This is a genomic window from Dactylosporangium sp. NPDC048998 (assembly GCF_043197855.1).
Lineage (GTDB): Bacteria > Actinomycetota > Actinomycetes > Mycobacteriales > Micromonosporaceae > Dactylosporangium.
Window position 1 is genome coordinate 491,885 of sequence record NZ_JBICTV010000004.1, and the last position, 19,954, is coordinate 511,838.

The 19,954-nt window shown below is 71.2% G+C and carries 17 protein-coding genes; 12 read left to right on the top strand and 5 right to left on the bottom strand.

What is annotated here, in order from left to right; all coding sequences use genetic code 11:
- Positions 1–19: 19 nt before the first annotated feature.
- Entirely contained in the window at positions 20–1,309 is a 1,290-nt protein-coding gene (locus ACGFI8_RS13025; protein WP_392803780.1) for a D-arabinono-1,4-lactone oxidase, read from the bottom strand.
- Between the two features lie 272 nt (positions 1,310–1,581).
- On the opposite strand from ACGFI8_RS13025, the gene ACGFI8_RS13030 reads away from it, so the two are divergent.
- Entirely contained in the window at positions 1,582–2,127 is a 546-nt protein-coding gene (locus ACGFI8_RS13030; RefSeq protein WP_392804094.1) for a TetR/AcrR family transcriptional regulator, read from the top strand.
- Here ACGFI8_RS13030 and ACGFI8_RS13035 read toward each other — a convergent pair.
- Positions 2,124–3,599 carry an RNA-guided endonuclease InsQ/TnpB family protein gene (locus ACGFI8_RS13035; protein WP_392803782.1) on the bottom strand — a complete coding sequence of 492 codons (1,476 nt, stop codon included), beginning with the start codon at positions 3,597–3,599 and terminating at the stop codon, positions 2,124–2,126. The two genes, ACGFI8_RS13030 and ACGFI8_RS13035, sit on opposite strands and share 4 nt — an antisense overlap.
- Before the next feature lie 206 nt (positions 3,600–3,805).
- Here ACGFI8_RS13035 and ACGFI8_RS13040 point away from each other — a divergent pair, with 206 nt between their 5' ends.
- The 7 genes from ACGFI8_RS13040 (at position 3,806) to nadC (ending at position 10,581) form a co-directional block, all read left to right on the top strand.
- Positions 3,806–4,705 carry a Rossmann-like and DUF2520 domain-containing protein gene (locus ACGFI8_RS13040; RefSeq protein ID WP_392803784.1) on the top strand — a complete coding sequence of 300 codons (900 nt, stop codon included), beginning with the start codon at positions 3,806–3,808 and terminating at the stop codon, positions 4,703–4,705.
- Positions 4,702–5,511: a pantoate--beta-alanine ligase gene (panC, locus tag ACGFI8_RS13045; RefSeq protein ID WP_392803786.1), complete on the top strand. Its 810-nt coding sequence runs from the start codon at positions 4,702–4,704 to the stop codon at positions 5,509–5,511. Before ACGFI8_RS13040 ends, panC begins: the two co-directional genes overlap by 4 nt.
- Complete coding sequence (gene panD, locus ACGFI8_RS13050) at positions 5,508–5,930, top strand: aspartate 1-decarboxylase (protein WP_392803788.1); 423 nt, start codon at positions 5,508–5,510, stop codon at positions 5,928–5,930. Before panC ends, panD begins: the two co-directional genes overlap by 4 nt.
- A gap of 180 nt (positions 5,931–6,110) precedes the next feature.
- Entirely contained in the window at positions 6,111–7,016 is a 906-nt protein-coding gene (locus tag ACGFI8_RS13055) for a septum formation family protein (protein ID WP_392803790.1), read from the top strand.
- Between the two features lie 62 nt (positions 7,017–7,078).
- Positions 7,079–7,948, top strand: coding sequence for a septum formation family protein (locus ACGFI8_RS13060; RefSeq protein ID WP_392803791.1), 870 nt, complete (start codon positions 7,079–7,081; stop codon positions 7,946–7,948).
- A 121-nt stretch (positions 7,949–8,069) separates the two neighbouring features.
- Positions 8,070–9,695, top strand: a complete 1,626-nt coding sequence (locus ACGFI8_RS13065; RefSeq protein ID WP_392803793.1) for an L-aspartate oxidase — start codon at positions 8,070–8,072, stop codon at positions 9,693–9,695.
- Positions 9,696–9,702: 7 nt separating this feature from the next.
- Entirely contained in the window at positions 9,703–10,581 is an 879-nt protein-coding gene (nadC, locus tag ACGFI8_RS13070) for a carboxylating nicotinate-nucleotide diphosphorylase (protein WP_392803795.1), read from the top strand.
- An 11-nt stretch (positions 10,582–10,592) separates the two neighbouring features.
- On the opposite strand, the gene ACGFI8_RS13075 is transcribed toward nadC, so the two are convergent.
- On the bottom strand, positions 10,593–12,533 hold the full coding sequence (locus ACGFI8_RS13075; protein WP_392803797.1) for a hypothetical protein: 1,941 nt from the start codon (positions 12,531–12,533) through the stop codon (positions 10,593–10,595).
- A 44-nt stretch (positions 12,534–12,577) separates the two neighbouring features.
- Here ACGFI8_RS13075 and ACGFI8_RS13080 point away from each other — a divergent pair, with 44 nt between their 5' ends.
- On the top strand, positions 12,578–13,339 hold the full coding sequence (locus ACGFI8_RS13080; protein WP_392803799.1) for a type III pantothenate kinase: 762 nt from the start codon (positions 12,578–12,580) through the stop codon (positions 13,337–13,339).
- On the opposite strand, the gene ACGFI8_RS13085 is transcribed toward ACGFI8_RS13080, so the two are convergent.
- Entirely contained in the window at positions 13,336–14,058 is a 723-nt protein-coding gene (locus tag ACGFI8_RS13085; RefSeq protein ID WP_392803801.1) for a class I SAM-dependent methyltransferase, read from the bottom strand. The genes ACGFI8_RS13080 and ACGFI8_RS13085 overlap by 4 nt on opposite strands.
- Before the next feature lie 400 nt (positions 14,059–14,458).
- On the opposite strand from ACGFI8_RS13085, the gene ACGFI8_RS13090 reads away from it, so the two are divergent.
- The 3 genes from ACGFI8_RS13090 (at position 14,459) to ACGFI8_RS13100 (ending at position 18,933) form a co-directional block, all read left to right on the top strand.
- The gene (locus tag ACGFI8_RS13090) at positions 14,459–14,815 is read left to right on the top strand and encodes an Lsr2 family protein (RefSeq protein WP_392803803.1); all 357 of its coding nucleotides are present in this window, start codon (positions 14,459–14,461) and stop codon (positions 14,813–14,815) included.
- 424 nt (positions 14,816–15,239) lie between these two features.
- On the top strand, positions 15,240–17,777 hold the full coding sequence (locus ACGFI8_RS13095; protein WP_392803805.1) for an ATP-dependent Clp protease ATP-binding subunit: 2,538 nt from the start codon (positions 15,240–15,242) through the stop codon (positions 17,775–17,777).
- Between the two features lie 355 nt (positions 17,778–18,132).
- Entirely contained in the window at positions 18,133–18,933 is an 801-nt protein-coding gene (locus ACGFI8_RS13100) for a hypothetical protein (protein WP_392803807.1), read from the top strand.
- Between the two features lie 45 nt (positions 18,934–18,978).
- Here the strand turns inward: ACGFI8_RS13100 and ACGFI8_RS13105 are convergent, their stop codons facing one another.
- Positions 18,979–19,914, bottom strand: coding sequence for a polysaccharide deacetylase family protein (locus tag ACGFI8_RS13105; protein ID WP_392803809.1), 936 nt, complete (start codon positions 19,912–19,914; stop codon positions 18,979–18,981).
- Positions 19,915–19,954 lie beyond the last annotated feature (40 nt).

The window sequence follows — 19,954 nt, forward strand, 5'->3', positions numbered from 1 at the left end:
GCCCAGGACTAACCCTGGACTAACCCAGGACGCACTCGGTGTAGGCGTTGGCGAACAGGCGGTTCGGGTCGAGCTTGTCCCGGACCGCCTGAAAGTCGGCGAAGCGGGGATACGCCCGGGCGAGCGACTCGGCGGTGCGGAAGTTCATCTTGCCCCAGTGCGGCCGCCCGCCCAGGGGCGTGGTCACCGCCTCGAACCGGCGGAAGTACTCCTCGTAGGGCGCGCCGACGTACTGGTGGATCGCGATGTACGCGTTGTCGCGCCCGTAGCCGTGCGACAGCCAGATGTCGTCGGCGGCGGTGAAGCGGACCTCCACCGGGAATTGGATCTTGTACGGCAGGCCGGCAATCACCGCCCGCAGCCCGTCGAACGCCTCGCGCAGTGCCTCGCGGGGCAGGCCGTACTCCATCTCCACGAATTTGACCCGCCGGGGCGTGCAGAACACCTCGTGCGAGGATGCCGTGTAGGTGCGCGCCGACAGCGCACGCGCCGAAATGCGGCTGATCGGCGGTACCGTCGCCGGAAATGCGCGGCCGAGACGGCAGGCGGCGCCGAAGACCGTGTTGGACAGGAAGTCGTCGTCGAGCCAGCGCCGCCAGCCCGGCAGCGGCGAGTCCGCGGCCGGCACCCGGTTGTTGCGCTTCATCTGGACCCGGTCGGTGTACGGGAACCAGTAGAACTCGAAGTGGTCGTTGGCCCCGATGTGCTCCGGCAGGCCGGACCACACGTCGCCGAGCATGGCCGGGCGCTCGTCGGCGCGCAGCGTGAACGCCGGAGCGCAGCGCAGCGTGACGGTGCTCAGCACGCCCAGCGCCCCGATGTTGACCCGCGCCGCGGCGAAGAGGTCCGGGTTGTCGGTGGCCGAGCAGGACAGCTCGGCGCCATCGGCCGTGACCAGCGTGAGCGCCTCGATGAACGTGGACAGGCAACCAAATCCGGCACCGGTACCGTGCGTGCCGGTCGACAGCGCGCCCGAGATCGTCTGCGCGTCGATGTCGCCGAGGTTGGGCATGGCCAGGCCGTGCGCGGCGAGCGTCGCGTTGAGCACCGACAGGGGCATGCCGGCCTGCACCGTGACGAGGTCCCCGTCGACCCGGACGAGGGACGCCATCCGGTCGAGTTCGACCCGCACCCCGTCGGTCAGGGCGGCCGGCGTGAAGGAGTGGCCGCTGCCGACCGCCTTGACCCGCAGACCGTCGCCGGCCGCGGCGCGGAGGAGTTCGCCCAGCTCGGCGGCGGTGGCCGGGTGCGCGACGCGGGCGGCGGTCGCGGTCTGGTTGCCGGCCCAGTTGGACCACGGAGATGTCACGAAACCTGAGTACCCTTCACGTATGCCCCCAGTCAATGCTCCCGGCGTGCAAGACCCAGGTCAATCACAAGGGTGAAATGGGCTATCCGTCGATCGTGCCCGGTCGTTGACGTGAGTAGGTTTCAAAGGCGGGTCTGAGCGGGAGTTACCGGTCAGATCCGACGAGACAAAGGGGGGAAGACCGGGTGGCGACGCAGACTGTGGCCGGCGCCGGTACGAAGCCGCTGCGCCGGGTGCCGGTGCAGGGGCGCAGCGTGGCGCGGGTCGGGCGGATGCTCGACGCCTGCGCCGAACTCGTCGACGAGGTTGGCTACGACGGGCTCACCACGACGCTACTGGCGGAGCGGGCGGGGGTGGCGATCGGCTCCGTCTATCAGTTCTTCCCGGACAAGCGGGCCATCGTCCAGGCGCTCACGCTGCGCAGCCTGGAGGGCTACCTGGAGCGCCTCGGCGCCCGGCTGGCCGACGAGGACATTTCGCACTGGTGGGACGCCGTCGACGCGGCGATCGACGAGTACATCGACATGCACCGCACGGTGCCGGGGTTCCGCACCCTGCACTTCGGCGATGTGGTCGACATCCATCTGCTCGACGACGAGCGGGACAACAACGACGTCATCGTCTCGCAACTCGCCGGACTGCTGATCGAGCGGTTCGGCATCCTCGACGCCCAGCGCCTGCAGTTCGTGCTGGCGATCGCGGTCGAGGCCGCCGACGCGCTGATCAAGCTCGCGTTCCGGCGCTCGCAGGACGGGGATCCCGTCGTGCTCGGCGAGGCCAAGGCGCTGATCAGGGAGTACCTGCACCACCGGCTCTAGTGCTGTGACCACAAACGTTTACCGGGTTGGGTTGGGGTTTGTGGTTCCTCGCCGCGGGGTGCGGTCGAGCGACTCCCCACCGCTGTGTGCGGTGGGGCGGGCCTCAGCCGGCCAACCGACCCCATGACCGCCGCGCCGGCCGCCACCGCTGGTGCGGGTGGTGGTCGGTGTGGTCGGCGGGGGTCACGCCGGGACCGACCGGCACCGGGCAGGTGCCGTCCGGCTCGACGGTGCGTGATCACGTGCGGCAGGACCGCCGCCGTGCTGCTGTTGCCGCCACCGGCAGGGGTCCGGGTGGCGATGGTGGCCGCCGCGAACAGGTCACGGTGCCCCGAGGTGTGGCAGGTGGTGCAGGTCATGGTCCGCCCGGCCGGTTTGCGGATGCGCTGCCGGCAGGCGGGGCAGGTCGAGGACGTGCCCCGCTCGTCGACCAGTTGGACGGTGATGCCGGCCAGTTCGGCCTTGTCCCGCAACACGGCGATGGCCCGGCCGATCTGCCACTGCCGTAGCCGCAGGTTGTGCCGCCGCCCAGCGTCCAGGGCGAGGACACCCCGCGGGTCGCCGACGGTCAGGGTGCCGATGCGGTGTTCGACGGCCCAGGCGATGACGGTCTTGGCGGCCTCGTGCTGGGCCTGCCGGACCCGCCGCCGGTGCCGGCCCTCCACCTGCCGGGCTCGGCGCCGGTACTGCCGCCACCGCCTGGACCCCCGCTGCCCAGGCGTGGGCGCCCGGCCCGCGACCGCACGGCGGCGGGCCTTGGAGTCGGCCAGGTGCATGCGATGCTCAGCGCGGATCGCCCGCCCCGACACCAGCAACCCCTGCCCGTCCGGCCCGGCCACCGCATACGGATGGATGACCCCCAGATCGACCCCGGCCACCCGGCCCGCATCCGGACCGACACCCGGCGGATATGCGGCGATGGGGACTTCGGCGGTGACCTCCACCCACAACCGGCCACCCTCGGCCAGCAACGTCACGGACCGCACCTGCCCCACCGGGTACGGCACCGCCCGGTCCAGCCGCAGCCACAACGGCGCACACCCGACCGCGGCGGGCAGCCGCAGCCGCTGCCCGTCGAGGGTGAACGTGCCGTGATACCAGCGCACCGGCACCAGGCCACGTCGCCGCCGCGGAAACCGCGCCGTCACATCGCCGCCCCGGCGGCGTTTCGCCGCGGCGAACCAGGCGTCCGAGTAGCGGCGCAGCACCGACCGGGCACCCACACTGTCCAGTTCGCCGAACGTGCCCGGCCCGGCCGCCGCCAACTCCCGGCACAACGCCTGATAGGCCACCAGCGGCGGGTCGCGGCGCTGCCGCCGCCACGCATTGACCTCGAGGACGCACGCCCAGACGTCGCCGGCCGAGCGCAGCAGCCCGAAACAGCGGTGCCGCTGCGCCCGGGTCAGGCGCAGGCCGACCCGGGCGGTGCGGTACACCACCCGCGGCGCATCCGGATCCCGACGACGAGGCACCCACAGGTTCTAGCACACACGTACGACAGAACCCGCCCCGCCGCCACCCTGCCAACGTTTATGGCCACCGCACTAGCTGCGGTTTTGCGGGGGGTGAGGCGGACGAGACGCGCTGTTGACAATCCCACAACGCCTGTCCGCTTTGCCCGCTGCAGCGCATACTTCTGATCGACCGGTACCCCGTTGAAGAGGACTGGATCTTTCCGATGAACAGCGCTGTGAACAGGCAAAACATCGGCATCATCGGTGCCGGTCGAGTCGGTGCGGTGCTCGGCGCCGCGCTCGAGCGAGCCGGGCACACCGTGATCGCCGCGGTGGGCGTCTCCGCCGCCTCCAAGTCCCGCGCCGAGCGCCTGTTGCCGCACGCGCGCCTCCTGCCCGCCGACGAGGTCGCCGCCGCCGCGGGCCTCGTGCTGCTGGCGGTCCCCGACGACGTCCTCGCCGGCCTGGTCAAGGGCCTGGCCGAGACCGGCGCGCTGCACCCCGGTCAGGTCGTCGCACACACCTCCGGCGCGCACGGCCTGGCGGTGCTCGCCCCCGTCGTCGCCGCCGGCGCCCTGCCGCTGGCGCTGCACCCGGCCATGACGTTCACCGGCACCGAGGCCGACCTCGACCGGCTCGCGGCCGGCGTCTCCTTCGGCGTGACCGCCCCCGGCGAGCTGCGCGCCATGGCCGAGTCGCTGGTCGCCGACCTGCACGGTGTCGTCGAGTGGATCGCCGAGGAGCGGCGGCCGCTGTACCACGCCGCGCTCGCCCACGGCGCCAACCACCTGGCCACGCTCGTCAGCGAGGCGATGGACCGGCTGCGCGACGCCGGCGTGCAGGAGCCCGAGCGGGTCCTGGCGCCGCTGCTGGGCGCCGCGCTCGACAACACGCTGCGCCTCGGCGACGCCGCCATCACCGGCCCGGTCTCCCGCGGCGACGCCGGCACCGTGGCCAAGCACCTGCGGGCCCTCGACGCCGTCGCGCCCGGGTCCGTGCCGCCGTACCTGGCGCTGGCCCGGCGCACCGCCGACCGGGTCATCGCCGCCGGCCGGCTGCGCCCGATCGACGCCGAGCCGATGCTGGACGTCCTGCGCGACGCGGCCAAGGAGCGTGCCGCGTGAAGGTCGTCTCCACCCGTCCGGAGCTGCGGGCGGGGCGCGCCGCGCTGACCGGCGACGTCGCCGTGGTGATGACCATGGGCGCGCTGCACTCCGGGCACGAGGCGCTGCTGCGCCGGGCCCGCGCGGAGGCCGGGTCGCTCGTGCTCACCATCTTCGTCAACCCGCTGCAGTTCGGCCCCACCGAGGACTTCGAGCGCTACCCGCGCACGCTGGAGGCCGACCTCGACATGGCCCGCGACTGCGGCGTGGACCTGGTCTTCGCCCCGACGCGCGAGGTCATGTACCCGTCCGGCGAGCCCGCCGTGCGCGTCGACCCCGGCCCGCTCGGCGTCGTGCTGGAGGGCGCCAGCCGGCCCGGCTTCTTCCACGGGGTCCTCACCGTGGTCAACAAGCTGTTCCAGCTGACGCGGCCCGACCAGGCGTACTTCGGCGAAAAGGACTACCAGCAGCTCGGCCTGATCCGGGCGATGGCCCGCGACTTCGACCTGCCGATCGACGTGCGCGGCGTGCCGACCGTGCGCGAGCCCGACGGCCTGGCCCTGAGCAGCCGCAACCGCTACCTGGCCCCGGCCGAGCGGGAGGCGGCGCTGGTTCTGCACCGCGCGCTGCGGGCGGCCGCGGCCGCGGGGGACGTCGAGGCGGGCCTGGCCGAGTTCGCCAAGGTCCCCGAGGTCAAGCTCGACTACCTGGTGCTCACCGACCCGATGCTCGGTCCCGCGCCGCAGCACGGCCCGGCTCGGCTCCTGACCGCCGCCTGGGTGGGCGCCACGCGACTGATCGACAACCTTGGAGTGGACCTGCCGTGATCCGCACGATGCTCAAGTCGAAGATCCACCGGGCCACGGTGACCCAGGCCGACCTTCACTATGTCGGATCCGTGACAGTCGACGAGGACCTCATGGAGGCCGCCGACCTGCTCGCCGGCGAGCAGGTCGCGATCGTCGACGTCACCAACGGGGCGCGGCTGGAGACGTACGTGATCGCCGGGCCGCGCGGGTCCGGCGTCATCGGCATCAACGGCGCCGCCGCCCACCTGGTGCACCCGGGCGACCTGGTCATCCTGATCTCGTACGCCCAGTTCGACGACGCCGCCGCCCGTGCTTACCAGCCCCGCATCGTGCACGTCGACGCCGACAACCGCGTGATCTCGCTCGACCAAGACGCGGCCGGCGCCGCGCCCGGAATGGTGGGTGCTCCCGTCCGGGGCGACCTCGTTCGGCGCTAGCCGCCTTTGTCGAGTTCGTCGCTTTTACTGGTTTCGTCGCCTTCATTGGCTTCGTGGCCTTTATCGCGGTGTTGCCAATCGCGTCTATGGTTGGGCAGACTGCCTGCGCCCGGTCCGGCTCCTGGCCGATCGGGCATCGGACAGGATGGCATCTGCCGAGCTGGGGGAGGACGGACGAGGATGGCGCGCAAGCTGATCTCGGCGCTGGTGCCGGCGATGGCCCTGGCCCTGCTGGCCGGCTGCGGCACGCCCGCCGGCACGGACCGGGACCTCACCAACAACTGGCAGATGCTCGCCACGCCGAAGGTCCCCTTGCCGCCGGTCGACGCCTGCTACACCACCTCCGTCGACTACTTCGCGACCGACACCACCACGCTGTTCTCCTTCAAGCCGGCGGACTCGTGCTCGGCCTCGCACGGGAGCGAGACCTTCTACGTCGGCGACCTCACCGGCAGCGCGGCCAGCGGCACGACCCCGCCGAAGGGCGCGGCGCTCAAGGACGGCTGGACCAAGTGCGCGACCGAGGCCGAGAAGTTCCTCGGCGGCGACTACCACGACGGCCGGCTCGAGCTGCTGGTCCTGGTCCCGTCCTCGACGCAGTGGGCCAGCGGCGCCCGCTACCTGCGGTGTGACCTGGCCGAGGTGGTCAGCGACGGCGACAAGCCGGTCAACCGCACCGGCAGCCTCAAGGGCACGCTGACGGGGGACAAGCCGCTCGCGCTGACCTGCGCGATGGAGGTCTACGACACCGACGGCAAGACGTGGCTGGACTACACGCCGACGGCGTGCACGAGCACACACAACATGGAGTACGTCGGGACGTACACCTCGAACGACCGCCCGTTCCCGAGCAACGCTGACGAGCGCAAGACCGCGATCCGCCCGGGCTGCGAGGCGCTGGGGGCGAAGTACCTGGGGATGACCGCGTCGCAGCTCACCAACCACCAGCAGGTCGGCATCGGCTTCTGGATGGTCGACGAGGAGAACTGGAGCCGCGGCAACCGCTCGGCACGCTGCTACGCGATGCTCTTCGACAAGAAGACGGTGTCGCGCTCGATCAAGAACGTCGGCAGCGGCACGATTTAGCGCCGTCTCACGCCGGGCGCGTGACTGGACAGTTACCGGCGGGTAACGCAGACTGCTTCCTCATGAAGCGGGTGGCCCTCATCGTCGTGGTCGTGGCGCTACTCGGCGGCGGCGTGTATTGGATGTACGAGCGCGGACAGGGGCGGGACATCCCGAGCAGCCCGCCGGCCGGCGCGCCGAAGGCCGGGACCTGCTACAAGGTCGACGCCGACGGGGTCAAGGCGGCGCTGCCGTGGGTCGGTGACCCGGTCGACTGCGCCGGGGCGCACACCGTCGAGCTGTTCTACGTCGGCCAGGTCGGCAAGGACCTGCTGCATCGCCTCGACGACGCGAAGGGCGACGACGTCAAGATCACGCAGGCGCTGCTCTACGCCCAGGCGCGCCGCGCCTGCCTCGTGCAGGGGCCGCTCTTCCTCGCCGGCGGCTGGCACGAGGCGCGGGTGCAGATCGTGGCGTCGTGGGTCAAGCCCGCGACCGACGGGTTCTTCGGCTGCGGCGTGGCCGAGGTGACCGGCCCGACCGGCGATCAGTTCGCCGCCCACGAGGGGACGCTCAAGGGGGCGCTCGCGCAGGATTCACCGCTCGCGATCGCTTGTGTGCAGCGGAGCGGAGATCTGCTTCGGTACGTCGGGTGCTCCGAAACCCACGACGGTGAGTACTCGGGCGTGTACACGATCACCCCGCCGGAGGCCCCGTTCGACGAGGCGGCCGTCAAGTCGGCGACGGCGAAGGGTTGCACGACGGTCGGCCTCAAATACCTGGGCCTGCCGGAGAACGGTTCGCGCGAGGATCTGGCGCCGGGCTCGGCCGGCCCGAAGACGGCGTCGGACTGGCTGGGCAGCGACCAGGCGTTCGCGTGCTACCTGATGAGCCCCAAGCCGTTGAAGGCCACCGTGCGCGGCATCGGCTCGGCCCCACTCCCACTGGCCTGACGACCCGCCGGACCGGTGACCTCGTGGCATTACCGAGCGTGAGAAGGGGATACGGGAGGGCGACGAGCATCACCACCCGCCGTCCGTATGAGTGATGTTGACTGTAGGGATGACTCAAGGCATGAACGGGCCGATCGTGCCGCGCCGGCTTGACGGGCCACAGCCCGGGTGGGCCGAGCCGACCGACGTCGTGGTCATCGGATCCGGGGTGGCGGGGCTGACCGCCGCGCTCCACCTCCGTGAGGCCGGGCTGCACGTCACCGTCGTTACCAAGGTCAACATCGATGACGGGTCGACGCGGTGGGCTCAGGGCGGGATCGCAGCGGTGCTCGATCCGCTCGACACGCCCGAGGCGCACGCGCAGGACACGCTCGTCGCCGGGGTCGGGCTTTGCGATCCGGCGGCCGTGGACGTGCTCGTGCGCGAGGGGCCGACCCGGGTGCGCGAGCTGATCCGGTGGGGCGCCGAGTTCGACCGGAACACCGACGGCTCGCTCATGCTGACGCGCGAGGGCGGGCACCACGCCAACCGCATCATCCACGCGGGCGGCGACGCGACCGGGGCCGAGGTGCAGCGCGCGCTGCACGCCGCCGTGCACCGCGACCCGTGGATCCGCCTCATCGAGCACGCGCTCGTGCTGGACCTGCTGACCGACGCCGGCGGGCGGGCCTGCGGGGTGACCCTGCACGTGCTCGGCGAGGGCGCCGAGGACGGCGTCGGCGCGGTCATGGCGCGGGCGGTCGTGCTGGCCACCGGGGGCATGGGGCAGATCTTCGCCGCCACCACCAACCCGATCGTGTCGACCGGTGACGGCGTCGCGCTCGCGCTGCGGGCCGGGGCGAGGGTCACCGACATCGAGTTCGTACAGTTCCACCCGACCGCGCTCGCGCTGGGCAACCGCGACTCCCAGCAGCCACTGGTGAGTGAGGCATTGCGTGGCGAGGGCGCGTATCTGCGCGACGCCGAGGGCAACCGCTTCATGGTCGGCCGGCACGAGCTCGCCGAGCTGGCGCCGCGCGACGTCGTGGCCAAGGGTATCTACCGGGTCATGCGCGCCGAGGGCACCGACAACGTGTGGCTGGACGCGCGGCACCTGGGCCGCGAGTTCCTCGAGACGCGGTTCCCGACGATCGTGGCGTCCTGCCGCGCCGCGGGCGTCGACCCGGCCGCCGACCTGATCCCGGTGTCGCCGGCCGCGCACTACGCGTCGGGCGGCGTGCGGACCGACCTGCGCGGGCGGACGTCGATCCCGGGCCTGTACGCCTGCGGCGAGGTCGCCTGCACCGGCGTCCACGGCGCGAACCGGCTGGCGTCCAACTCGCTGCTGGAGGGGCTGGTCTTCGCCCGGCGCATCGCCGAGGACATCGCGCGCGACCTGCCCCGGCAGGCGGACCCGGCCACCCCGGAGCGCGCCGCCTGGTCCGCGGACCCGTCGATCCGGCCGCACCTGCAGGCCGCGATGTCGGCGCACGCGTCGGTACTGCGCAGCGCCGAGTCGCTCGACCAGGCCGGGCAGGCGCTCACGAAGCTGTCGCTCGATCGCACGACCCCGAACGTGGCCGCCTGGGAGGCCACCAATCTGCTCACCGTCGCCAGTGCCCTGGTCGCCGCCGCAACGCAGCGGCAGGAGACCCGGGGATGCCACTGGCGGGAGGACTTTCCAGACGCCAGCGACGTCTACCGGGGCCACTTCCTCGCCGCCCTTGACGACGCCGGCGCGCTGACCGAGACCTGGGAGGACGCGTGAAGACGCAGTGAGGATCCAGACCGAGGCCGAGCTTCGCAAGGTGGGGCTCGACCCCGCGGCCGTGGACGAGATCGTACGGCGCACCCTGGCCGAGGACCTCGGGCCCGAGGGCCTGGACGTGACCAGCGTGGCGACCGTTCCGGAGGACCAGACCGACGAGGCCGACATCGTGGCCCGGGCCGACGGCGTGGTGGCCGGCCTGTGGGTGGCGGTGGCGGTGTTCGAGGCGGCGTCCGGCGGTACCACCGCGGAAGTGAGGAGGCGGGACGGCGAGCGGGTGGCCCGCGGTGATGTGCTGGCCACGGTGAGTGGGCCCACCCGGGCACTGCTCACCGCCGAGCGCTCCGCCCTCAACCTGCTGTGCCGCATGTCCGGCGTCGCCACCCACACCCGCCGCTGGGCGGACCTGCTGGAGGGCACCAAGGCGCTGGTCCTCGACACCCGCAAGACCACGCCGGGCCTGCGGGTCCTGGAGAAGTACGCGGTCCGGGCGGGCGGCGGCACCAACAAGCGCATGGGGCTCTACGACGTCGCCATGATCAAGGACAACCACAAGCTGGCGGCGGGCGGGATCACGGCCGCGTACGAACGCGTTCGTGAGGCGTTCCCGGATGTGCCGGTGCAGGTGGAGATCACCACGGTCGGCGAGGCCGTCGAGGCGGTCACGGCCGGCGCGACGTTCCTGCTGCTGGACAACATGCGGCCGGAGCTGCTGCGCGAGGTGGTCAGCGCGGTCGGCGGGCGGGCGGAGCTGGAGGCGACGGGCAACCTGACCCTGGCCACGGCCGCGGAGTACGCGGCGACCGGCGTCGACTACCTGTCGGTCGGCGGCCTCACCCACTCCTCGCCGATCCTCGACATCGCGATGGACCTGCGGCTGCACTGAGTGACGGGAGCCTAACGGGACGGAAAGGCCGTCGTCACGAACTGGTCGATGCGGTTGTACCGCCAATCCTGCGGCACGATGCCCCGGCACAGCTCCTGGGTGGAGACGCAGATGACCGCATCGACCGTCGTGACGCTCCCGGCCGGCTCGCTGGGGACCCGGGACTCGAGCTCGATCAGCTGCTTGTCGCGCAGCTCGATCTGGAGGGGGTACTCCCAGAGGTCCCCGTCCAGCACGAGCCCGACCCGCCGGGCGCCGCTGGCGCGGACCTGGTCGATCGCGGTGCGGTACCCGGCGGCCTGGTCGGGCATGCGCACGAAGCGCTCCTGCCAGTCGTCCAGCGTGAAGACCGACCCTTGCCCGACGAGGCGGCGCGGCTGGCCGTAGAGCACGGCGACGTATCCGTGGACGGCGCCGGCCCCGACGACGACCGCCGCGAGCACCCCGGCGACGATCCGGCCCGCCCGGCCGGCCCGGCCGGCTCGCCCGCCCGGGTCCGCGTCGTCGTTCGGGCCTGTCACCTTTTCCAGGTAGAAGCCGACCAGGGGCGTCGCGACGGCGAAGGCGGGAAGGATCAGGCGGTTGCCCCAGTCCTGCCACTTCACGATCGCGGCCGTCAGGACGAGGGCGCCGAGCACCATCGCGGCGTAGCCCCGGGTGCGCCGGAAGCACAGGCCGAGCGCGGTGGCGAGCAGGGCGAGGGCGGACTGGACCGGGTACGGCGAGCGGTCCTCGTCGGGCTTCCACCGGTCGCCGGGGAACACGCTGCGCCACTGGGTGATCGCCGGGTCGTTCGGGTCCACGCCGACGAGGCCGGCGATGCGCACGACCGCGCCGCCGACCGCGGCGTTGACCTGCGGCACCGGGGTGAGCAGCGTCGAGGCGCCCAGCCGCAGGCCGTTGACCAGCACCGCGGGCGGGTCGTGGCGGGTGGTGGAGAGCGCGGTGCGGTAGCCGGGCGGCCCGAACGGGGAGCCGAACGCCTCCTGGACACGCAGCAGCGAGGGCCCGGCGAGCAGGGCGCAGGCGGCGGCGACGGCGCACCCGCCGTACAACGTCGGCTTGATCTTTTTTCGCCTGAGCTGGCAGACCGCCCAGTAGGCCAGCACCGGCAGCAGCGCCATGAGGCCGGTGGACTTGGTCACCATGACCAGGCCAGCGGCGCCAGCGAGGGCGAGTACGTCGGCGGCGGTGGCGGGGCGGCGCCGCGCGTCCAGGGCGATCGTCGCGGCGCAGGCGATCCAGGCGGTGACGACCAGGTCGTTCTGGGTGCTGGTGGACTCCAGGACGATCGCGGGCGCGGTGAGGAAGACGGCCGCGGCGAGCCACTGGCCGGCCCGGCCGGCGCCGAGCTGGGCGGCGCAGCGGGCCAGGGCGAGCGCGCCGAGCAGGCCCGCGGCCCACTGCAGCAGGTTGAGGGTGCCGTCACCGCCGGTGAGCAGGCGCAGCTGGAGCAGCAGGAACTCGGCGCCGGGCACGAGGATGAGCTGCTGGGTCTGCGCGGTGGCGAAGTTGCCGACGTTTCCGTCGGCGATCCAGTGCTCGATCTTGGGCAGGTGGTAGCTGTTGGAGTCGTAGTTGTTCGGCGACGAGGCGAGGGCCAGGACGAGCTCGGCGGCGACGAGGAGCCCGACAGCGCCCATGAGGACGCGGACGCGGGCGTCGGGTGGACTTTTCGTGAAAAACGACCGGATGTCGGTCTTGCCGCGCCAGGCCAGCCAGCCCGTCGCGGCCGCCGCAACGCACCACACGGCGATCACCGGGCCCGCGGAGACCAGGTTGAGCAGGGAGAGTAGCTCGACGCCGAGCACCGTGCCGCACGCGACGGCGATGGCGGCGCGGACGACCGCGAGGCGACGATCGGCCTCGGCGCGCGGGCGGAGCGCGACGGCGGCGAACGCCAGCGTGACCACCGGGAGCAGTGCGAGCAGCGTGCGGGCGTTCGAGATCATTGGCACGCGATCGTAATTGAACGGTCGTTGGTTAGGCTTCCGGGGTGCTGCTGTGCATCGACATCGGAAACACCAACACGGTGCTCGCCACGTTCGAGGGTGAGAAGATCGTCCACTCGTGGCGGATCAAGACCGACGCCCGCGCGACCGCGGACGAGCTCGGCCTGCTCTACCGGGGGTTGCTGGCCACCGACGCCGTGTCCCTGACCGGGATCGCGGCGTGCTCGACGGTCCCCGCCGCGCTGCGCTCGCTGCGCACGATGCTGCAGCGGTACTACGGGAACGTCCCCACGGTGATCGTGGAACCCGGCGTGCGCACCGGAGTTCAGCTCGCCATCGACAACCCGAAAGAGGTCGGCACCGACCGGGTGGCGAACACCCTGGCGGCGTACACCCTCTTCGGCGGCCCCTCGATCGTCGTGGACTTCGGCACCTCGACCAACTTCGACGTGGTGTCCGCGCGGGGCGAGTTCCTGGGCGGGGTCCTCGCCCCGGGCATCGAGATCTCCGTCGACGCGCTGGCCGACCGCGCCGCGCAGCTGCGCAAGGTCGAGCTGGTCAAGCCGCCGCGGGTGATCGGCAAGAACACGGTCGAGTGCCTGCAGGCCGGCGTCGTGTACGGCTTCGCGGGCCAGGTCGACGGGGTGGTGCGCGGGGTGACCGCGGAGCTCGGCGGCAACGTCAAGGCGGTCGTCGCCACCGGCGGGCTGGCGTCGATCGTGATCGGGGAGTGCGAGAGTGTGACGCATCACGAGCCGATGCTCACGCTGATCGGTCTCCGCCTGATATTCGAGCGCAACACCTAGACCTTCGCGGCGCGATATGCGTATGTGACATATGGCAGATCGAAGTATTCCCGTTCGCCAAACTCGCGCGAAGCCAGCTCGCAGACCTGCCGCTCCAGGGCGGCGCGGGTGTCGTCGTCGGAGACGAGATAATAGGAGCGGGATCGGATCAGCTCGACCAGGGAATCGGCGGTGTGCGGCGTGCTCCAGTGGAAAAGGCGCAGCTCCGCGGCGGCGAATAGGGGTCCGAACTGCTCCGGGGGCAGATGGCGCTCGTCGATGACGGAGCGGGCCCGGTGGCCGTCGAACACCTCGGACAGCTCGGCCACCCACGGCACCGACTCGTCGCGCACGTTCCAGATCGGCACGAAGAAGCCGCCGGGGCGCAGCACGCGGACGATCTCGGCGTGGGCGGGCTCGCCGGCGAACCAGTGATATGCCTGGCCGGCGGTGACGGCGTCCTGTGTGGCATCGCCGAGCGGAATTGCGGTGGCGCTGCCGGGCCGGGCATCGCCGCCGATCTGCCGGCGCATTTCGTCGTCCGGCTCGACCGCGATGACGCGGTGGCCCAGTTCGGCCAGCTGGCGGGTCAGAATGCCGGTGCCGGCGCCCAGGTCGACAATGGCGCGTGGCTCGTCGCCGAGCGCCCAGCGCAGCGCCGCTTCCGGATAGCGCGGGCGGATTCGGTCGTAGAGGGCGGCGGCCGCGCCGAACGAGGACGCGTGTTTTGCGAAGTCCACGCCCCAACCGTACGCGCCTGCCGAATTCTCCTCCGGTGCCATGTTGCAGTTGCTAGATGACACTGCACTTGGTCACACATAGCAAGGTGCCCGACACGGATCTGTACGCCCGCATTGCTTCCGGGCTATTTCCGACGCGCTGACCTGCCGGGTGGCGCCGGGCGGGGCTTGGGGATCGGCGCCGACTTGCGCATTGCGTCAGCCCGGTGGCATTCCGTACATCCGCGCCGGTGGTCGGTGGCGGGATGGCACGGAATCGATCGCCTTCGCGTGCCGGAAACGATCGCTTTCTTCTGGTGCGGGCGAGGTAGTTTCGGCGTACCGTTGACGTAGCGCGGCCTTACTGCGTTATCTTTGCATTCGCACATCGCGGGCGGGCTTCTTTGAAGGGAATATGACAGTGGCCAAGCGGACCATCCACGTGCTGGTCGACGACCTCGACGGCGGAGAAGCCGACGAGACGGTGAAGTTCGCGCTCGACGGCGTGCAGTACGAGATCGACCTGTCCAAGAAGCACGCAACGAAGCTGCGCGATGCGTTCGGACCGTTCCTGGCCGCCGGGACCAAGGTCGGCAGGGGTGGCGTCGTTGTCGGCGGGCGCGCGGCCAGCGCGCGCGGCCGGGGTGGTGCCGCCGCGGATCGCGAGCAGAACAAGGCGATTCGGGAATGGGCGCAGAACAAGGGCATCAAGGTGTCCGACCGGGGTCGCATCAAGCAGGAAATCGTTGACCGCTATAACGCCGAAGCGGGCCGATAGCCCCCGTTGACCGTTTCGTCCGGTCGAGGTCTGCTAAGGGGACGTTCAGGCCAAGCTGTTCGATTCTAGAGAGTTCAGACACCCATCGTAGCGGTTCAGTTACGGTGGGTGTTCGCCGTTGGGTCGCCCGATTTCGCTCTTGGCGTACCGGCGGGAGTGCTGGAACAGGCCAGGAGATGCGAACGTTGGGCAGAAGCACCGGGTACACGCGGTTCCCGGAGGGTAGGCAACTAGAGATCGTGGGTCCCGGCGCCCCGGATGTGGAGGTGCGGCAACGCCGCACACCCGCAATGTGTCGGCCCGCGGCGATAGAGTGATGGCACGGTCACGTTGGCGTCCGACAGAGCTTCGGCGTGGCGACCCCCGCTCGACGGGGGTTCCGCGTAGAAGCGGCGGCGACGGACACGGCACGTGAGGAGCAGGGATGTTCGAGCGGTTCACCGACCGAGCACGACGGGTTGTCGTCCTGGCGCAGGAAGAAGCCCGGATGCTCAACCACAACTACATCGGCACCGAGCACATCCTGCTCGGCCTCATCCACGAGGGTGAGGGCGTGGCGGCCAAGGCGCTCGAGAGCCTCGGCATTTCGCTGGAGGGTGTCCGCCAGCAGGTCGAGGAGATCATCGGCCAGGGCCAGCAGGCGCCGAGCGGACACATTCCGTTCACGCCACGCGCCAAGAAGGTGCTGGAGCTGTCGTTGCGGGAGGCGCTGCAGCTCGGGCACAACTACATCGGCACCGAACACATCCTGCTCGGCCTGATCCGGGAGGGTGAGGGCGTCGCCGCCCAGGTGCTGGTCAAGCTGGGCGCAGACCTCAACCGGGTCCGCCAGCAGGTCATCCAGCTGCTCTCCGGCTACCAGGGCAAGGAGCCGGCCGCGGCCGGCACCGGCGCTCCCGGCGAGGCTGCCCCGTCGACGAGCCTGGTGCTCGACCAGTTCGGTCGGAACCTCACCCAGGCGGCGCGCGAGGGCAAGCTCGATCCGGTCATCGGCCGGGAGAAAGAGATCGAGCGGGTTATGCAGGTGCTGTCCCGCCGTACCAAGAACAACCCGGTCCTCATCGGCGAGCCCGGCGTGGGCAAGACCGCGGTGGTCGAGGGGCTGTCCCAGCGGATCGTCAAGGGTGAGGTGCCCGAGACGCTCAAGGACAAGCAGCTCTACACCCTCGATCTGGGCGCGCTGGTCGCCGGCTCCCGCTACCGCGGTGACTTCGAGGAGCGGTTGAAGAAGGTTCTGAAGGAGATTCGCACCCGCGGCGACATCATCCTGTTCATCGACGAGATTCACACGCTCGTCGGTGCGGGTGCCGCGGAGGGCGCGATCGACGCGGCGAGCATCCTCAAGCCGATGCTGGCCCGTGGCGAGCTGCAGACCATCGGTGCGACCACCCTGGACGAATACCGCAAGCACCTCGAGAAGGACGCGGCGCTGGAGCGGCGCTTCCAGCCGATCCAGGTGGGTGAGCCGTCCCTCGCCCACACGATCGAGATCCTCAAGGGCCTGCGGGACCGCTACGAGGCGCACCACCGCGTGACGATCACCGACGCCGCCCTGGTGGCCGCGGCGACCCTCGCCGATCGCTACATCTCCGACCGTTACCTGCCGGACAAGGCGATCGACCTGATCGACGAGGCCGGCGCGCGGATGCGCATCCGCCGGATGACCGCTCCGCCAGACCTCCGCGACTTCGACGAGCGCATCGCTCAGGTGCGCCGCGACAAGGAGTCCGCCATCGACGCGCAGGACTTCGAGCGCGCCGCGCAGCTGCGGGACAAGGAGAAGCAGCTGCTCGGCCAGAAGGCGCAGCGCGAGAAGGAGTGGAAGGCCGGCGACCTCGACGTCGTCTCCGAGGTCGACGACGAGCAGATCGCCGAGGTGCTGGCCAACTGGACCGGCATCCCGGTGTACAAGCTGACCGAGGAGGAGACGGCCCGCCTCCTGCGCATGGAGGACGAGCTGCACAAGCGCCTCGTCGGCCAGGAGGACGCGGTCAGGGCGGTCTCGAAGGCGATCCGGCGCACCCGGGCCGGCCTGAAGGACCCGAAGCGCCCGTCCGGCTCGTTCATCTTCGCCGGCCCGTCCGGCGTCGGGAAGACGGAGCTGTCCAAGGCGCTCGCCGAGTTCCTCTTCGGGTCCGAGGACGCGCTCATCCAGCTCGACATGTCCGAGTTCCACGACCGGTACACGGTGTCCCGCCTCGTCGGCGCGCCTCCCGGATACGTGGGCTACGACGAGGGCGGCCAGCTGACCGAGAAGGTCCGCCGCCGGCCGTTCTCGGTGGTCCTCTTCGACGAGATCGAGAAGGCCCACCCGGACGTGTTCAACACCCTGCTGCAGATCCTCGAGGACGGTCGGCTCACCGACGGTCAGGGTCGCATCGTGGACTTCAAGAACACGGTGATCATCCTGACCACCAACCTGGGCACCCGCGACGTGGCCAAGGCCGTGTCCCTGGGCTTCCAGGCGTCGGAGGACAACGAGTCCAACTACGAGCGGATGAAGCAGAAGGTCAACGACGAGCTGAAGCAGCACTTCCGCCCGGAGTTCCTCAACCGTATCGACGACACGATCGTCTTCCACCAGCTCATGCAGGACCAGATCCTCGGCATCGTCGACCTGATGATCGCCCGGATCGAGACCCAGCTGCGCAACAAGGACATGGGTCTGGAGCTGACGGACAACGCCAAGAAGTTCCTGGCCAACAAGGGCTACGACCCGGTGCTGGGCGCGCGGCCGCTGCGCCGCACGATCCAGCGCGAGATCGAGGACGCCCTGTCCGAGCGCATCCTGTTCAACGAGCTGCGCCCGGGCCAGATCGTGGTCATCGACTGCGAGGGCGACCCGGCCCAGTTCGAGAAGGCCAAGCTGGTCTTCGACGGCGCCGACCGCCCGGGCGCGGTGCCCGACGCGGTCCCGGCCGAGCTGTCCGGCGGCGGCTCCGCCGACGAGCCGGCCGCGTAACGTCTGACGGTCCGCGCGGCGGGGTCTTTCCCCGCCGCGCGGCTTCCGCGCAGATCGGCTACCGCGGTCCGGCCACGAGCGTTTGGAAAGGCCCTCGTCCTCTTTGGGACGGGGGCCTTTCCGCGTCGCTCTTCCGCCACCGCGCAGCTTCCCTGCAGCGGCCACCGCGGTTGCTGCTTCTTTCGTGCGAGGCGGCGAGTCGCGATGCGGCGCGGGAGGGGTTGAGGGGGACGCGGCGTGCGTTTGCGGGGTGAGCGGCGGGTATGTTGCCCGCGTGAGTAAGGGGCGCCCTTCGTTCGGGTCCGGACGATTCGGGCGGCGGTCCGGCGCGCGGCCGATTCTGCGGCCCGCGCTGATGGGACGGCTCGACGCCGCGGACGGCATGGTCGTCGTCGTGGGCGGGGCGGGCGCCGGGAAGAGCACCCTGCTGGACGCCTGGGTGGCCGCCCGGGGCGGGGCGATGGTCGATCTCGCCGGCTGGAACCACGGCGAATGGGAGCTCGCCGAGGAGAGCCCGGGCGAGTGGGAAACGGGCGGGGTGCTCGCCATCGACGGGGTCACCGTGGCGGACGGGTCCGGGCTCGAGTGGTTGGCCAGGCGGCGCGGGGTCGTCGTGGCGGCCGACGACGAGCCGGGGATCGCCGGGGTCGAGCGGATCTCGGCGCGGGAGCTGGTGTTTGCGGAGGACGAGACGTACCAGGTGCTGGCGGGGGCGTTCGGGGACGCCGAGGCGGCCGATGCGCTCGCGCCCGACCTGCACCTGCTGACCAACGGGTGGCCCGGGCTCGTCGCGCTGGCGGGGGTGTGGCTGGCGCAGCAGCCGGACGCGGAGCGGCGGCAGCGGCTGCGGACACTCGCCCGGGTCGAGCAGGGACTCGCGGAGTATCTCGTGCCGGCCGTGCTCGCGGGGCTGGACGGCGACGACCGGGAGGTCGTGCGACGGCTCGCGCGGCTGCCCGCCGTGGACGCGCGGCTCGCCGTACGGCTCGACATCGCCGAGGACCTGGGGGCGGTGCCGCCGTTCGTGCAGGGGCTGGCGCGCCGGCCGGGGTGGTTCGCGGTGCCCGACGGGTGGCGGGCCGCGATCGCGCGCGAGCTGCGGATGCCGGTGACCGAGGTCGCGACACTGCGCGCGGCCTACGCGGCCGCCATGTAGCGGCCATCCACGCCGGGTGCAAGCAAGCACGCGGGCAGAGCGGCGTTACGCGGCTGGCATGTAGTCGGCCAGCAGGGCCGGGGTCAGGCCGGCGGCGGAGATCGCTTGGAGCGCGGCGATGAAGTCGTCGACGAAGCGGTCGCGGAAGTGCATCAGGATGATGTCGCCCTTCTGGATGGCGTGACCCTCCTGGTAGCGCACGATGCCCTTGTCGACGGTCTCCTTCCAGAAGAAGCCCGCCCGCAGGCCGCAGTCGTGCGCGACCTTCAGCGTGGTCGCGTCCTTGTCGCCGAAGGGCGGGCGGAACAGGGTCGGGCGCTTGCCGTAGAGGGTGCCGAGCTGGTCCGCCGAGCCGCAGATCTCGCGCTTCTGGAAGTCGTACGACTTGCCCTTGAGGTTGGGGTGCGTGAGCGTGTGGGCCTCGATGTCGGCGCCGGCGTCGCGCAGCTGCTTGAAGTATCCCGGATTGTCCTTGATGGCGTTGATGGTGAGGAACAGCGTCACCTTCACGCCGGACTCGCGCAGCAGCTCCAGGGCCTCGGGGCGCTTGATCCAGCCGTCGTCGATGGTGAGGAACGCCACCGGCTGGTCGGTCGGGATGCGGGCGTAGTACGGGTCGCTGGCGCCCTCGGGGAGGTTGATCCGGTGCGGCACCGGCGGCTGGCCGAACTTGGGCAGGCGGCCCGCGTAGGTGTTGCCGGGCGGCGGCGCGGAGGTGCTGGACTTCGACGGCGTGGGCTTGCCCGCCGAGGAGCCGGCGCCGGACGGCTGTGGCGATCCGGGGTCGCCGGAGTCGTCGGGGTTGGCGCCGTCGGTGGACGGGGTGACCGCGCCGTGGGCCGAGGCCGAGACCGCCGGGGCGGCGCCGTTCGACTGTCCCCGGCCGGAGGCTTTGTCGTCGCAGGCGGCGACCACGACGGCCAGCGCGACGCACGCGCCGATCATCGCCGTGATCCGGCGCGCTCTGGCGGATACATGCACGAAAGTGAGCGTAGCGAGAACGAGCCATGATTTGAGTACC